The sequence below is a fragment of the Cryptosporangium minutisporangium genome (assembly GCF_039536245.1).
GTDB classification, from domain to species: domain Bacteria; phylum Actinomycetota; class Actinomycetes; order Mycobacteriales; family Cryptosporangiaceae; genus Cryptosporangium; species Cryptosporangium minutisporangium.
This window is the reverse complement of sequence record NZ_BAAAYN010000031.1, coordinates 75125-89215: the sequence shown is the minus strand read 5'-3', so window position 1 is coordinate 89215 and position 14091 is coordinate 75125. Positions and strand designations below refer to the sequence as shown.

The 14091-nt window shown below is 71.0% G+C and carries 15 protein-coding genes; 7 read left to right on the top strand and 8 right to left on the bottom strand.

The annotated features are described in order from the left end of the window. Nucleotides 1-161: 161 nt before the first annotated feature. Nucleotides 162-1544, bottom strand: a complete 1383-nt coding sequence (locus tag ABEB28_RS24325; RefSeq protein WP_345730504.1) for a ferredoxin reductase family protein — start codon at nt 1542-1544, stop codon at nt 162-164. A 57-nt stretch (nt 1545-1601) separates the two neighbouring features. Next, complete coding sequence (locus ABEB28_RS24320; protein ID WP_345730503.1) at nt 1602-2657, bottom strand: LacI family DNA-binding transcriptional regulator; 1056 nt, start codon at nt 2655-2657, stop codon at nt 1602-1604. A 78-nt stretch (nt 2658-2735) separates the two neighbouring features. Between ABEB28_RS24320 and ABEB28_RS24315 the strand changes: the two genes are divergently transcribed. From ABEB28_RS24315 to ABEB28_RS24305, 3 genes are all read left to right on the top strand, one after another. After that, complete coding sequence (locus ABEB28_RS24315) at nt 2736-3512, top strand: ATP-binding cassette domain-containing protein (protein ID WP_376980737.1); 777 nt, start codon at nt 2736-2738, stop codon at nt 3510-3512. Then, nucleotides 3509-4714, top strand: coding sequence for an ABC transporter permease (locus tag ABEB28_RS24310; RefSeq protein ID WP_345730501.1), 1206 nt, complete (start codon nt 3509-3511; stop codon nt 4712-4714). The genes ABEB28_RS24315 and ABEB28_RS24310 overlap by 4 nt, the downstream gene beginning before the upstream one ends. Nucleotides 4715-4789: 75 nt before the next feature. Further along, nucleotides 4790-5809, top strand: a complete 1020-nt coding sequence (locus ABEB28_RS24305) for an ABC transporter substrate-binding protein (protein ID WP_345730500.1) — start codon at nt 4790-4792, stop codon at nt 5807-5809. Between the two features lie 272 nt (nt 5810-6081). Here ABEB28_RS24305 and ABEB28_RS24300 read toward each other — a convergent pair whose 3' ends face one another. The 4 genes from ABEB28_RS24300 to ABEB28_RS24285 are packed head-to-tail and all read right to left on the bottom strand — an operon-like array spanning nt 6082 to nt 8685. Then, nucleotides 6082-7215, bottom strand: a complete 1134-nt coding sequence (locus ABEB28_RS24300; RefSeq protein WP_345730499.1) for a macro domain-containing protein — start codon at nt 7213-7215, stop codon at nt 6082-6084. Nucleotides 7216-7235: 20 nt separating this feature from the next. Continuing rightward, a complete protein-coding gene (locus tag ABEB28_RS24295; protein WP_345730498.1) occupies nt 7236-8006 on the bottom strand; it encodes an SAM-dependent methyltransferase in 771 nt (256 codons plus the stop codon). A 20-nt stretch (nt 8007-8026) separates the two neighbouring features. After that, entirely contained in the window at nt 8027-8494 is a 468-nt protein-coding gene (locus tag ABEB28_RS24290) for an NUDIX hydrolase (protein WP_345730497.1), read from the bottom strand. Continuing rightward, nucleotides 8491-8685: a helix-hairpin-helix domain-containing protein gene (locus tag ABEB28_RS24285; RefSeq protein WP_345730496.1), complete on the bottom strand. Its 195-nt coding sequence runs from the start codon at nt 8683-8685 to the stop codon at nt 8491-8493. Before ABEB28_RS24285 ends, ABEB28_RS24290 begins: the two co-directional genes overlap by 4 nt. Nucleotides 8686-8787: 102 nt before the next feature. Here ABEB28_RS24285 and ABEB28_RS24280 point away from each other — a divergent pair, with 102 nt between their 5' ends. After that, on the top strand, nt 8788-9252 hold the full coding sequence (locus ABEB28_RS24280; protein WP_345730495.1) for a hypothetical protein: 465 nt from the start codon (nt 8788-8790) through the stop codon (nt 9250-9252). Nucleotides 9253-9262: 10 nt separating this feature from the next. On the opposite strand, the gene iolC is transcribed toward ABEB28_RS24280, so the two are convergent. Continuing rightward, nucleotides 9263-10255, bottom strand: coding sequence for a 5-dehydro-2-deoxygluconokinase (iolC, locus tag ABEB28_RS24275; RefSeq protein WP_345730494.1), 993 nt, complete (start codon nt 10253-10255; stop codon nt 9263-9265). Nucleotides 10256-10375: 120 nt separating this feature from the next. On the opposite strand from iolC, the gene ABEB28_RS24270 reads away from it, so the two are divergent. Beyond that, a complete protein-coding gene (locus ABEB28_RS24270) occupies nt 10376-11044 on the top strand; it encodes an NADPH-dependent F420 reductase (RefSeq protein ID WP_345730493.1) in 669 nt (222 codons plus the stop codon). Nucleotides 11045-11264: 220 nt separating this feature from the next. On the opposite strand, the gene ABEB28_RS24265 is transcribed toward ABEB28_RS24270, so the two are convergent. Further along, nucleotides 11265-11750: a pyridoxamine 5'-phosphate oxidase family protein gene (locus tag ABEB28_RS24265; RefSeq protein WP_345730492.1), complete on the bottom strand. Its 486-nt coding sequence runs from the start codon at nt 11748-11750 to the stop codon at nt 11265-11267. Between the two features lie 108 nt (nt 11751-11858). Here ABEB28_RS24265 and ABEB28_RS24260 point away from each other — a divergent pair, with 108 nt between their 5' ends. After that, nucleotides 11859-12773 carry an NmrA family NAD(P)-binding protein gene (locus ABEB28_RS24260; RefSeq protein WP_345730491.1) on the top strand — a complete coding sequence of 305 codons (915 nt, stop codon included), beginning with the start codon at nt 11859-11861 and terminating at the stop codon, nt 12771-12773. Nucleotides 12774-12801: 28 nt separating this feature from the next. Beyond that, a complete protein-coding gene (locus tag ABEB28_RS24255) occupies nt 12802-14043 on the top strand; it encodes an acyl-CoA dehydrogenase family protein (protein WP_345730490.1) in 1242 nt (413 codons plus the stop codon). Nucleotides 14044-14091 lie beyond the last annotated feature (48 nt).

The window sequence follows — 14091 nt, the reverse complement described above, 5'->3', positions numbered from 1 at the left end:
CCGTCGGGTCGGCGGCGACCGCCGGCGGGGGTGCCGCTGCCTCCGCGACCGCCTCGGACGGCGCCAGGTTCGCTTTGAGCCCGATCAGTCCCCCGAGGCCGGCCACGGTTCCGAGGAGGGCGTACAAAAAACGACGCACGAAGAGAACTCCTTCTCCGAACTCAGAACTCGAACGACTCGTGGTGGATCCGACGCCGGGACACTCCGGCCTCGCGGAGCGCCTCCCTCGTCGCGGCAGTCAGTGACTCCGGCCCGCAGAGGTAGACGTCGTGGTGCTGCAGGTTCGGCACCAGCCACTCCAACTGTTCGGCACCGAGCGGGTCACCGCCGAGCTGCTCGCGGGTACCGACCAGGTAGTGCACGCGGGCACCGCGGTCGAACGCGATCTCCTCGATCTCCGTCCGCAGCACGAGGTCCGACATGTGCCGGGCTCGGTAGATCAGCGTGATGTCGCCGGGTCGGCCGGGCAGCGTCTCCAACAGCGTCCGCAGCGGGGTGATGCCGACGCCGGCCCCGATCAGCAGGACCTTCCGACGCCGCCGGACGCCCCCGGTGAACGCGCCGTACGGACCGCTGGCCATCACCTTCGTGCCGGGCTGCAGCCGGGCCAGCTGGGCGCTGTGGCCCCCGGCCTCCTTCACCGTGATCCGCAGGCGTCCGTCGGAGACCGGCGCGGACAGCGAGTACGGATTCGACGCCCACCAGCCCTCGGACGTCAGGAACCGCCACCGGAAGAACTGGCCAGGCTCGGCCTTGAGCTCGTCCAGGTGCCGCCCGGTCAGGTAGACCGAGACGACGTCCGGCCCCTCCATCCGCACGCCCTCGACCCGCATCCGGTGCCGGAACGCCTGCCGGATCGGGGTGAGCACGCGGTACCAGATCAGCAGGACGGTGACCACGCCGTACAGCGTCGACCAGGCGATCTGCGCGGGCTTGTGGCCGGCGAAGTCGGCGCCGGTCGAGAACTGGTGCAGGAACGAGAGCGCGATCGCCAGGTACGTGCCGAGGTGCATCAGGTGCCAGGCCTCGTAGCTCATCCGCTTGCGCGCCGCCCGCGCCGAGACGACGCCGATCGCGACGAACAGCGCGGCGCCGATCGTCGCGTACAGCACGTCCGGGTAGTCGCGGAGCAGGGAGATGCCCTGCCCGACCACGGAGGTGCGGGCCGTGACCGCGTACCCCCAAGTGATCAGCAACCCGTGCGCGACCAGCATGCTGACGGTGTAGCGCCCGCCCATCGCGTGCCAGCGGGTCAGCCGGTCGGTGCCGATGCCCCGTTCCAGGGCCGGCACCCGGGCCATCAGCCCGAGCAGGATGATCGCCCCGTAGCCGGCGAGCAGACCAGTGATCCGGCCGGCGTGCGTGAGGTAGTCACCCAGCCCCGAGATCGTCGTGGTGTTCGTCCACCAGAGCCCGAGAACGGCGACGGCACCGGCGCCGATACCCACCAGAACCGGGGTCGCCCCGATCCGTAACGCGGGAGCCCGACCCGCCGGCGCTCTGACCCCGTGCGCCGGCACGTACTGGTTCAACGTGGCGGTCATGACCATGGCCTCCTGTGCCGTCCTGTAGAGAAGGCACGGGAGGGACGCCCGAGAAGTTCAGATCGCCGGATGAAGAGTTCCGCAGGACTCGCGCTCCACCAGGCGTACCGGCAGCACCGTGAGCCGCCGAAGCCGCCGGCCGGGCTGGTCGATCCGGTCGAACAGGCGGGTGGCCGCGAACCGGCCGAGGGCCTCCGGGTTCTGGTCGACGACGGTCAGCGCCGGCCGCAGCGAGCTCGCCAGCGGGAAGTCGCCGAAGCTGACCAGCGCCACGTCGGTTCGGTCGAGGCGCTGCAGTGCCGGAACGATCGCGATCGAGCACTTCGCGTTCGACGAGAGGATCGCGGTAGGCGGATTCGGCCCGGCCAGCAGCGCGGCGGCGTCCTCCCCGGCCGCGACGCCGCCGGCACCGGCGAACCGGATCAGGCCCTCGTCGGGTTCGATGCCGGCGTCACCCAGCGCGGCACGGTACCCCTCGAGCCGTCGCCGGGTCGTCGCGATCTGCACCTCGTCGCCGATGTACGCGATCCGGCGGTGGCCGTGCCCGGCCAGGTGGGTGGTGGCCGCGTGTGCGCCGCCGACGTCGTCCTCGACCACGGTGTCGGCGGTGAGCCTGCGGGGCGGACGGTCGATGAACACCAGCGCGGTCCGGCTCTTCCAGGGCTCCAGGTAGGACTGGTCGGCGCTGACCGGGGTGGAGATCAGGCCGGCGATCTGACGGCCGAGCAGCGCCTCCACGCCGGCGCGCTCCAGCGTCCCGTCGGTACCGAGGCTGGTGACGAACGTGGCGACGCCGCGGCTCCGCGCCACCTGTTCGACGGTGTGGGTGACCGCGGCGAAGAACGGATCGGAGATGTCCGGCACCGCGACGCCGATCGCCGGGTCGCGTCCGAATCGGAACGTGCGCGCCAGCATGTTCGGCGTGTACTGCAGCTCGGCGATGGCCTCTTCGACCCGGCGCCGGACGTCGTCGGAGACGTACCGGTCCTTGTTGACCACACGGGACACCGTCTTCGCGCTCACGCCCGCGTGCTCGGCGACCTGCCGCATGGTGACCAACGTGTTCTCCTGCCGAGTGGGTGGGGTGAGCGGATGGTACCGACTCTCTGACACCGGTGACATCCGTTACGCCTTTGTTATCTGACACCGGTGACAGTGACCCAGGACACGCCTAGTGTGCGTTACCACCGCATGAACGGGGTGATCCGTTTGACACCACCGCTTCTCGAGGCACGGGGCCTCAATCGCAGCTTCGGTCACGTCCGGGCGCTCCGCGACGTCGACTTCGAGGTTTTCCCCGGTGAAGTCACCGCACTGATCGGTGACAACGGCGCAGGCAAGTCCACACTGGTCAAAGCCTTATCGGGCAACTTGGAGCTGGACTCCGGTCAGTTGTTGTTCGAAGGCGAGCCGGTACGGATCGACACTCCCCAGCAGGCATCCGCCATGGGCATGGAGGTCGTGTACCAGGACCTCGCGCTCGCACCGCATCTCAACCCGGTACAGAACATGTTCCTGGGACGAGAGATCCCGCGGAAAGGTCCGCTGGGCTGGTTCGGCTTCCTGGACGAGAAGTCCATGCGCGACCAGGCCGAGAAGGGGTTCGCCGAACTCGGCGGCACCGTTCGCGCGCTGAGTGCACCGGTCGGCGCGATGTCCGGGGGCCAGCGCCAGCAGATCGCGATCGTCCGGGCGATCACCTGGGCGGCCCGCCTGGTGTTCCTCGACGAGCCCACCGCCGCGCTCGGCGTCGTCCAGACCCGGAACGTGCTGGACACGATCAAGCGGGTGCGGGACAAGGGCGTCGCGGTTGTTCTGATCTCGCACTCGATGCCGGAGGTGATCGAGGTGGCCGACCGCATCCAGGTTCTCCGGCTGGGCACCCGGGTGGCGACCTACCACGCCGCCGAGACCAGCGTCGACCAGCTCGTCGGCGCGATGACCGGCGCTCTGGAGACCACCCGATGAGCGCGCCAGAGGGTGCCGCCGCATCGGCCGCCGACGCGGGCGGCGCGCCCGCGGACGCGACGGAGTCGACCGTCGCCGCCCCGCCCACCTCCGACGGCAGCGCCGCACGATCCGGCGCCCCAGCGGGCGAGCCGGACGTCGGCAACGGCACCGCCGACGACTGGAACGAGGAGGACGAGCAGCAGTCGCTGCTGCAGCGGATCGGTGCACTGCAGTCGGTCTGGATCCTCGGCGTCCTGCTGCTGATCGTCGTGTTCTTCTCGATCGCCGGCGGTGATCGTTTCCTCTCCACCAGCAATTTCTCGCTGATCTCGCAGAACGTCGCGGTCTGGGCCGTGATCGCGGTCGGCATGACGTTCGTGATCGTCACCTCCGGCATCGACCTCTCGGTCGGGTCGGTGCTGGTGTTCTCCTCGGTCATCGCCGCGAAGACGATGGACGGGATGGGCGGCGAGGGCTACGGGGTAGCCGCGGTCGGAATCCTCGCCGCGCTCGTGTCCGGACTCGCCTGGGGCCTGATCAACGGATTCCTGGTGGCGAAGGCCAAGATTCCGCCGCTGATCGTCACGCTCGGTTCGCTGTCGGTGGCGCTGGGCCTGGCCCAGGTGATCACCAACGGCATCGACATCCGGTCGGTTCCGGAGGTGATGACCGACTTCAACACCTACATCAAGATCCTCGGCATCCCCGCGCTGCCGTTCACCGCGCTCATCGTGGTGGTGATCGGCGGGGTCGTCCTGCACCGGACGCGCTTCGGCCGGTACACGTACGCGGTGGGGTCGAACGAGCTCGCCGCCCGGCGGGTGGGCGTCCGGGTCGACCGCCACCTGATCATGGTCTACGGGCTGGCCGGGCTGCTCTCCGGCTTCGCGGCGGTGCTCGCCCTCGCCCAGTTCGGCACCACCACGATCGCCGGTCAGTCGCTCACCAACCTCAACGTGATCGCCGCCGTCGTCATCGGTGGCACGTCGATCTTCGGTGGGGAGGGCTCGATCTTCGGCACCGTCGTCGGGCTGTTCATCCCCGCGGTCCTGCAAGCCGGCTTCGTCATCATCGGTGTCGAGCCGTTCTGGCAGGGCGTCGCGGTCGGCACCGTCCTCGTCGCCGCCGTCTACTTCGACCAGAGTCGTCGGGCGGCCGCTGCGCGCGGCGCTGGGTCGAAACGCTCCTCCCTGCGGACAGTGCTGCTTCGCAACCGGTGAAGGTTCCGCCCCTCTCCCCAATCCGGCCCTGCACCCCCCCGCCCACCCGCCCTTAACTGGAATGGGAAGGTTGCTATGAAACGAGCACCCCTCGCCGTCCTCTGTGCCGTAGCGCTCGCGCTGTCCGCCTGCTCGTCGTCCAAGCCGGACGACGACACCGCAGCCGTCAACGACGACGCCTCCGCCGCGTCGTCCGCCGCCGCGGTGGACAAGGCCAGCAAGAACTACAACATCCAGTTCGTCCAGGGCGTCCAGGGCGACGAGTTCTACATCTCGATGCAGTGCGGGATCGAGGAGGAGGCGAAGCGGCTCGGCGTCACGGTCAAAACGCAGGGGCCGACGAAGTTCGACCCGACGCTGCAGAAGCCGATCGTCGACTCGGTCGTCTCCGCCAAGCCGGACGCGCTGCTCGTCGCGCCGACCGACGTCACCGCGATGCAGACGTCGCTGAACCAGGCGAAGGCCGCCGGCATCAAGGTCGTGCTGGTCGACACCACCGTCGATGACCCCTCGGTCGCGGTGTCGGCGATCGCGTCGGACAACGTCGGCGGTGGCAAGGCCGCGTTCGACGCGATCAAGAAGCTGGCACCGCAGGGCGGCAAGGTGCTGGCCATGTCGGTCGACCCCGGCATCTCGACGACCGACCAGCGCGCCAAGGGCTTCGAGGACGCGGTGAAGGCCGACTCGAAGTACGAGTACCTGGGCGTCCAGTACTCGCACAACGACCCGGCCACTGCATCCAACCTGATCAGCGCCGCGCTGCAGAAGGACCCGGACATCGTCGGCGTGTTCGCGCTGAACCTGTTCTCCGCGGAGGGCACCGCGACCGGTATCCGGCAGTCCGGGAAGACCGGAAAGGTCCAGGTCATCGGCTTCGACGCGGGACCGAACCAGGTGGCGGCGCTGCGGGCCGGGACCGTCCAGGCGCTGATCGCGCAGCAGCCCGCCGAGATCGGCAAGTTCGGTCTCGACGCGGCGGTGGCGGCGCTGGACGGCGGCCAGGTCACGCCGAAGGTTCAGACCGGGTTCACGATCTTGACCAAGGACAACATCGACGGCGACGGCGCGAAGGCCGTCTACAAATCGGACTGCTGAGGCAGGTCCGCCCCGCCGCATCCGGGCCCACCCCCGTGGGGCCTGGATGCGGCGGTCGTCGTTTCCGCGGGCCACCCGGATCGCACCCGGAATCCACCCCGAGGACGCCCGACGCCGCGGACACCCGGTCGGCTTGGCTCTCGGGTGAGCCCATTTCGACCTCCGGTCATCCCGGAAGTCACGCCGCCGGTCGAGAAGAGCTCACGCCGGAGCCCTGCTTCGGCGGGCACCGCGCAGGCGTCGGGCGCGGACGGACGAGGGGGCCGCCCGCGCTACGACGGCGCCTGCCCGTCGGATCTCAGCCCGTCGACGATGGTCCTGGCCGTGCGGGGGTACCGCGCCACGAAGTGGACCTCCCAGCTGTCGTCCTCGGCGAGTTCGGCGGTGAGCGCCGCCCGGATCCAGGTGATGCTGACGTCTTCGGCCAGCCCACCGCGTCCCGTGCCGAACAGGGGAAGGCAGACCGAGCGGAGCCCGGGGAAGTCCACGCGCTCGGCCCGCGCCAGCCGGAACACGTTGGCGACCGCCAGCGAGATGTTCGCCGGATCGATGTCGTAGTGGTTGGTGCCGGGCCGGGGTGCCACCACCGCAGCGTGGTAGATCCGGACGATGCCCCGCTGCGCCAGGTCGCCGGCGGAGGTCGGCACCACGGTGCCCGGTGCGACCGTCAGCCCACTCCGCCCGTGCCGGGACATCCACGTCGCGAGCTCGCGCGCCAACGTGTCGTCGAGGATCTCGCCGGACGGACCCTTCCGCGACGCCGCGCGTCGCAGGCGCGCGGAGAGCGAGGTCGTGAACGTGTGCGCCAACTCCAGGTAAGTGTTCGCGGACGAGACGATCACGTGGATACCGGTGAGCATCTCCACCGAGCAGGTGTGCACGGTGATCGGCACGGTGCGCGAGCCGACCGAGAGCGGGACGACCTGCCGCGGGGGCGGCGCGCGGGTCCCGGCTTCGCTCGGGTCGGGCTCGTGCGCGGCCGGCTCGCGTCGGTCGGTCGACTCCGGCACCGCGGTCCGGGCCGCGAGCCGCAGAACCGCGTCCGCGGTCTCCCCGAGGACGACGCGTTCGTACCGCTTCCGGAACCGGTCGACGCCCACCCCGTAGATCTCGGCGCTCCGGCGACGCCGGTCCTGGGCGGGCCAGTCACGCGTGCCCGGCGGCAGTCCGAACGTGTAGGCGGCGGCATCACCGAGCCGTCCGCCGCCTAGTTCCTCGACGGCCTTCCGCACCAGCGCTTCGACGCCCGCCGGGCCCACGCTGCCCGGAGCCGCCAGTCCACAGGCGACGGCGGCGTCGAGGAGCTCGCGCAGGCGCAGCGTCCGTAACCCCACCAGGCCCTTCGCGCGCAGTCGGCGGAGTTCGTCGACCAGCGCGTCGTGGCTCGGGTCCGTCGGGTACGTCATCCCCCACCCCGAGCTCCAGTTTAGAGCCCGCCGACCGGCACCAAGGTCAGGTAAGCCATGTTGAGAAAGCCCCGGTAACCGCGGAGCCAGGTCGCGCGGTGCCGGTCGGCCTTCTCCCGCAGCTCCGCGGCCTCCGGATGGTCGGGGTTGGCGGCCAGCCACTCCTCGACGTCGGCCTGGTAGCCGGACTCGAACTCTTCCCACTCGTCGTCGGTGGCGGTCTCGATCCACAGTGGGCGGAAGCCGGCGGCGACGGCCAGGTCGACGAGGTCCGCGAGGCCGACGTGGTCGTGCGCGGCGGCGTCCGGCCACATCCGGGCCAGCTCCGCGGACGTGGGGGTTCGCTCCCAGAACCCCTCACCGAACAGCACCCGACCGCCCGGCGCGACCAGACCGCGGAGCGCGGCGAACGCGGCGGCGAGGTGATCCGGCGGCGGGACGTCACTCAACGCATGGCCGGAACCCACGCAGAGGACGACGTCCGCCGGACCGCGGCCGGTGCCGATCCCGGACTCCTCGACGAACTCCACCCGGTCGGCGAGGCCACGGACGGCGGCGATCTCCCGCCCCCGGGCGAGATCGACCGCGTTGAGGTCGATACCGACGCCGGTCGCGCCCGGCGCGGCATCCAGCAGGCGCAGCAGCAATGCGCCCCAACCACTGCCGACGTCGAGCACGCGTGCCGGTTCGGTCCGCGCGAGCCGGTCGACCAGACGCTGGGCGCGCTCCGGCGAGAGCGGGCTGTGGAACTCCAGGCTGCGCAGCCGGGGCGGTGACGTCGTTTCAGGCATGCCTCACCGTACGTGCGCGGTCAGCCGAACCCGAACGGGACGACCGGCGTCAGGGTCTGGTCGCGCCAGCGCTCCAGGACGTGCCGCTCGTGCGGGACGACCGGCTCGGGCAGCGCGTCGAGCGTCACCCAGCGCAGCTCCGCCGCCCGGTCCGGCTCGCGTCGCCGCGGCTCGCCGTCCCACGTCCGGCACTCGAAGAAGAAGTCGACCCGCTCGTCGATCGCGGCTCGGGTGCCCCGAGTCCGGTGCATCACGCAGAGCGGCAGGAGATCGGCCGGCCGTACCCGGACGTCGAGCTCCTCGGCGGCCTCCCGGCACGCGGCGTCGAGCACCGACTCGCCGGCCTCGACGTGACCGGCGGCACCGATCGCCCAGTGACCGTCGAGGTACCCCGTGCCCTCCCGGAGCTGCAGCAGCACCCGGTCGTCGTCCCGCCGGAGGACGACGTAGGCGGCCGGCACCACCGCAAACCGCCGTCGCCACTTCACCCGAGCCGCTGTCCCCGTTCTGTCAGCGCCGCTTGCAGGATGCCGAGCGCCTTCGGGCCCATGCCGTGCAGCTTCTTCAGGTCCTTCGCGGGGACGCCGACCAGTTGGTTCAGCTCGGTGTACCCCGCAGCGACGAGCGCGTTGGTCGCCGGACGCCCGATGGACTTCGGGAAGTCGCTCTCCTCGGTCACCCGGCCAGTCTATTTCCCGGGCGCGTCGGACGGCATTGAAACCGAGGCCACCAATAATGCGGGACGGGGGAAATGTCCGGGATTCATCGGGGGGATCAGAGCATGCTTCGGAGCACTGCTGTCGCCGCGCTAGCCACCGCCGTGGCCGGTGCCCTCGCCGGGTGCGAGTCGACCCCCGAACCACCGCAGGAAGTAGCCGCCGCTCAGGCCGTCCTGCCGGACCAGAGCGGCCCGCAAGCCACGCTGGTCGGCAACACCTGGCAGCCGGTGGACTTCACCGGCTGTCCGGTCCCGTGGGGGCTCGCGGTGATGGTGGAGAACACCGGGATTCTGCAGCGCGAGTTCACGTTCGGATCGAACGGATCGATCAGCGTGCGCCAGGTCGAATCGCCCCGGTCACCGGAGACCGCCGACACCTTCTCGCTCGCCTACACGCGAGAGGGGTCGACGCTGCGGATCCGGGCCGGTCTCGGCGTCGACTCCTGGACGATCCGGGAGCTGACGACGGCTCGGCTGCTCGTCGAGGACGTCAACGGCCAACAGTGCTGGCTGCGCCGAGTCGGGTAGCGGGCGACCGTCACACGGGGCGGTCACTCGCCGCCGCCCCCAGGATTTGCTCGACCTCGGCCGCGTCGGGCATCGCGTCGGCGCACGCCAGCCGGGACGCGACCAGCGCACCGGCGGCGTTGCAGAACCGCATCGTGTGCTGCAGGTCCCAGCCGGCGAGCAGACCGTGGCAGAGCGCGCCGCCGAACGCGTCCCCGGCGCCGAGCCCGTTGACGACGTCGACCGGGACCGGTGGCACCTCGACCTCGCGGCTGCGGTCGGAGGCCAGCACCCCGGCCGGACCCTGCTTCACGACCGCGAGATCGACCCCGTGGTCGTGCAGCGCCGCCGCGGCCGCGCGGGGCTCACGGACCCCGACCGCGGTCTCGCACTCCTCGAGGTTGCCGACCGCGACGCTGACGTACTGCAGCGCCTCGGCGATCCGACGCCCGGCCAGCTCGCGGGACGCCCAGAACATCGGCCGGTAGTCGAGGTCGAGGACCGTGATGCCGGCCCGCCCCCGCGCCCGCAACGCCGCCAGCGTGGCCGACCGACTGGGCTCCTGCGACAGGCCGGTGCCGGTCACCCAGAACACGGCGGCACGGCGGATGGCGTCCAGGTCGAGTTCCTCGGCCCGGATCTGCAGGTCGGGTGCGGTCGGAAATCGGTAGAAGTAGAGCGGGAAATCGTCCGGGGGAAAGATCTCGCAGAACGTCACCGGCGTCGGCATGCCCTCGACCGCGGTGACGTACCGGTCGTCGACGCCGAACCGGCGCAGCGCGTCGCGCAGGAACTCTCCGAACGGGTCGGCGCCGGTACGGGTGATCACCGCACTGCGGCGTCCGTACCGTGCGGCGGCGACCGCAACGTTCGTCGCGCTGCCGCCGAGGTACTTACCGAACGTCTCGACCTCGCGTAACGAGCGGCCCACCTGGAGTGGGTAGACGTCGACGCCGATCCGGCCCATCGTCAGTACGTCCAGCGCGGCCGGTTGGTCCGGCCCAGCCGGGGCTTCGTCGTCCACGGCCACCTCCTCCGCCTACCAGGGAGCGGCTCCGACCTTCCTCCCCGAGCCAATTCATGTCAAGACATACGGACAAAGTGAGCCGGGAATGCGGACATCGGGGCCCTGGTTAGCCCGGTTATGACGACTGTGGGACTTATCGGAAGTGGCCTCATCGGCGGATCAGTGGCCCGGCTCGCCGTCGCGGCCGGTCACGACGTCGTGCTCAGCAACTCGCGCGGGCCGGAAACGCTGAAAGACTTGGTGGAGGAACTGGGCCCACGGGCGCGGGCGGCCACCCCGAGCGGCGCCGCCGAGGCCGGCGACCTGGTCGTGGTGTCGATCCCGCTGGGCGTGTACCGATCGGTTCCGGTTGAGCCGCTGGCCGGCAAGGCCGTGATCGACACCAACAACTACTACCCCCAGCGCGACGGGCAGATCCCCGAACTCGACGACGCCTCGGTCACCAGCAGCGAGCTGCTCCAGCGCCATCTGCCGACGTCGCACGTGGTGAAGGTGTTCAACAACATCTACTGGAAGTCCCTGCAGACGCTCGCCCGCCCGGCCGGTGCGCCGGACCGGTCGGCGCTCGCGATCGCCGGCGACGACACGGACGCCAAGGCCACCGTCACGGCGTTCCTCGACGCGATCGGGTACGACGCGGTGGACGCAGGACCGCTCGCCGAGGGGCGGCGCTACCAGCCCGACACCCCGGCGTACGGCGGCATCTACGCCGGCACGTCGCTGGAAGACCCTGTCCAGGGCAATGCCGAAAAGGTCCGCGCAGCCCTAGCCGCCTTCCCCGCCTGACGCCTCAGCGGCCCCACGACCTGGAGACCCGCCCAGCGGGGCTCGAAACCTGGAGCCCGCGCAACGGGGCTTGAAACCTGGAGCCCGTCCAGGGCGGCGCTGGCAGTCGAGCGGGCCGCCAACCCCAGTCGTGACCGGTCGCGGTCAGGCCCGCGCGCGGGACAGTTCCCCGATAACGCCGTGACATTAGGGGCCCGTCATAAGGAGGCCCGCTCGCCTGTCAGCGTCGTTCTGGACGGGCCGCAATCTCCAGGCGGGGGTGGGTGGGGTAGTTCAGCTCATCGAAGAGCACCCACCGCGCCACGGCGATCTCGTAGAGCCGGTGCGGTGTCGCCCCCGCCGCCAGCGCCTCCGGTGCGATCGCGTCCGCCGCTTCCGGCCAGCGGCCCGCGTAACCGGCGATCTGCTCGTCGATGCCGACGGTCGGTAACTCGCGCGCCTCCCCGGCGAACGTCACCCCACGGACGTCCTGCTCGATACCTTCCAGCTCGATCGCCAGGATCGACCCGGCGACCCGCGGATCCGCACGCAAGTTCGCGCAGTGTTCGCGGTTGGGCCGCGACATGAACCAGATCCGGTCGGGCTCGAATTCGCTGGCGAACCAGAGATTGCAGACGACCGGCGCGCCGGTCGGGTCCAAGGTGGCGAGCTGGATCACTTTGCCGGAGCTGACGTACTCCTCCAGGAGCTTGCGGGCGTCCTCCACCGGATCTCCTTAGCTCGGGGGCGAACTTCCCATTGTGGTGCCTCAATCGATTCCGCGTGGCCGAGTCGGCACCCTGAGCAACCCTGTTCCGCAACATAAGGTGATCCGGTGAACGAAGAGATCGCCGTCACCGGCGCCACCGGCCAGATCGGACGACGGATCGCCACCCGCCTGGTCGAGGCCGGCGCGGCCCCGCGCCTGCTGGTCCGCGGCACCTCCCGGACACCTTCCCTTTCACCCCCCGCCCTGCCACCCGAAATCGGAAGGGGATCCTCCTTGCCGGGCGCGGTCCCGGTGTCGATCGGCACCGGCTACGCCGACGCGCTCGCGGTGCGCGGCGCGCTGGACGGCGTCGGAACGTTGTTCCTCGTCTCCGGACGCGAGTCCGCGGACCGGGTCTCCGAGCACCGCGCCGTGGTGGACGCCGCAGTGGCCGCCGGGGTGCGGCGGATCGTCTACCTGTCGTTCCTGGGCGCCGCGCCGGACTGCACGTTCACGTTCGGGCGCGATCACTGGCACACCGAGCAGCACATCCGGGGCACCGGCCTCGCGTTCACGTTCCTCCGTGACAGTTTCTACGCGTCGATGCTGCCGGCGCTGGTCGGGGCGGACGGCGCGCTACGCGGGCCGGGCGGCGACGGCCGGGTGAGCGCGGTCGCCCCCGACGACGTAGCGGATGTCGCGGCCGCGGTGCTGCGCGATCCGGCGGACCACGACGGGCAGACGTACGACGTCACCGGACCCGCAGCGATCACGCTCCAGGAGGCCGCCGACGAGCTGAGCCGGCGGGTGGGCCGTCCGATCCGGTACCAGCCCGAGACGCTCGAGGAGGCGTACGCGTCCCGGGCGGTGTACGGGGCACCGGAGTTCGAGGTCGCCGGGTGGGTGACGTCCTACCAGGCGATCGCGGACGGATCGCTCAGCGCGGTCAGCGACACGGTGAGCCGGGTCGCCGGACATCCGGCCCGCTCGTTCGCCGAGTACCTGGACGCCGATCCGGACAGCTACTCCCACCTGCGGTGATCAGGTGAGGATGAGTGATACTGCGGCCATGACCGACCGCACCACCGCCCCACCGGCCTTGCTACCCGACTCGTCTACCGACGCACCGAGGGAGGCCGACCACGAGCGCTGGACAGCGGTCGCGGACGAGGTCGCCGCGCGTCTCGCGACCGATGTCGTCGACCGTGACCGGGTAGGCGCCGCACCGCACGCGGAGGTGGAGCTGCTGCGCAGCGCGGGCCTCCTCCCGTTACTCGTTCCGACCAGCAGCGGCGGCCACGGCGGCAGCTGGCTCACCGCGTTCGACGTCGTCTCGCGGATCGCCCGGGTCGACACCTCGATCGGGCACGTGCTCGGCTACCACTACCTGCACAGCTGGCGGACCCGACTGCACCGGCGGCCGGACGTCGTCGAGCGTCTGGACGCCGGGACCGCGGCGAACCACTGGCTCTGGGGCGGCGCAGGCAACCCCCGGGACGCCGGACTGGAACTGGTGCCCACCGAGGGCGGCTACCGGGTGCACGGCAAGAAGTTCTTCGCGACCGGCGCGGAGGTGTCCGACCGGGTGATCGCCTCCGGGACGGTCACCACCAGCGGGCAGAAGTACGGTTTCGCGCTACCCACGCACACCGACGGCGTCGTGCACGGCGGCGACTGGGACTCGCTCGGCCAGCGCATGTCGGCCTCGGGCTCGATCACGTTCGACGGGGCGTTCCTCGCCGAGGAGGACATCCTCGGTCCCGGCGAGCAGACCGACCCGAGCGCGCCTGCCTACCCGAGCCTCTCGGCGATCGGGTTCCAGGTGCTGCTGGCGCTGCTCGCGGTCGCGACGGCGGAGGGTGCGCTCTCGACCGGAGCGGAGTACACGCGGACGAAGTCCCGCCCGTGGGCGACGTCCGGAGTCTCGGCCGCCGACGACGACCCGCTGGTCCGGGCCCGGTATGGCGAGCTCGCGTCCCAGGTGCGCGCCGCCCGAGCGCTGACCGACCGGGCGGGCCGGGCGTGGGTCGCCGCGGCCTCTCGGGGCTGGGAGCTGACGCACGAGGAGCGCGGCGAGGTGTCGGTGGAGCTGTCTGCCGCGAAGGTCGTCACGACGCAGGCGGCGCTCGACGCCACCCAGGGCGTCTACGAGCTGACCGGGGCCCGCGCGACGAAGACCGGGCAGGGGCTCGACCGGTTCTGGCGTGACGTCCGGACGCTGACCTTGCACGACCCGGTGTCCTACAAGGCCGTCGAGGTCGGCGACCACCTGCTGAAAGGCGCCCATCCCGAACCCAGCGGCTACAGCTAGGTGCACGGCCCGCCGAGGGGCGAGCCTGACGGCCGCGCGCAAGGCCTT